This is a genomic window from Cyanobium sp. NIVA-CYA 375, from assembly GCF_056108345.1.
Window position 1 is genome coordinate 1 of the sequence record NZ_JBSYHW010000396.1, and the last position, 582, is coordinate 582.

The following is a 582-nucleotide window of genomic DNA, read 5'->3' on the forward strand; positions in this document are numbered from 1 at the left end:
CTGTCTGGTGCGGTCAAGGTTAACCGCGCAGGCACCTTCGCGCCAGTCCCTGTCACTGCGTCTTGACCGGCGCAGGGATAATTTTGTCTGGCGACATATCCCTAGCGCCTTGGTAACCTGCCGCAGCTGAGGGAGAGGATATCGATGCGACTGGTACTGACCGGACTGATTTTTGCCGCTGGCCTGCTGTTCCTGTTCATGGGTGTCAGTTTCCTGCTCGACCCGGTGGCTTCCGGAACCGACTTTGGCCTGACCCCTGATTCCGCGCATGGGCTCGCCACGATCCGCGCCGATATGACGGCCTTTTTCGTGGTCGGGGCGGTGTGCATGATGATCGGCGCATGGCGCCGCAACGGCGACCTGCTGCTGGTGCCGGCCGGCCTGTTCGGGGTGGCCTTGCTGGGCCGCTTCGTCGGGCTGGCGGTCGACGGGCCGTGGGACCAGTACTGGCAGCCGATGGTGGTCGAAGGCGCGATGGTCATCCTGCTGCTGATCGCCAGCCGGGTGCTGCCGCACCGGGTCGGCTAGACTACAGCCAGCCCAGGGCGCTGGCAGCGATGACCGCGCCCCCGCCCAGCGCGG

General features: G+C 66.0%; 1 protein-coding gene. It reads left to right on the plus strand.

Translation table 11 applies throughout. The annotated features are described in order from the left end of the window. Window positions 1–144: 144 nt before the first annotated feature. The gene (locus AC01FP_RS18785) at window positions 145–528 is read left to right on the plus strand and encodes a DUF4345 family protein (RefSeq protein WP_474482437.1); all 384 of its coding nucleotides are present in this window, start codon (window positions 145–147) and stop codon (window positions 526–528) included. Window positions 529–582 lie beyond the last annotated feature (54 nt).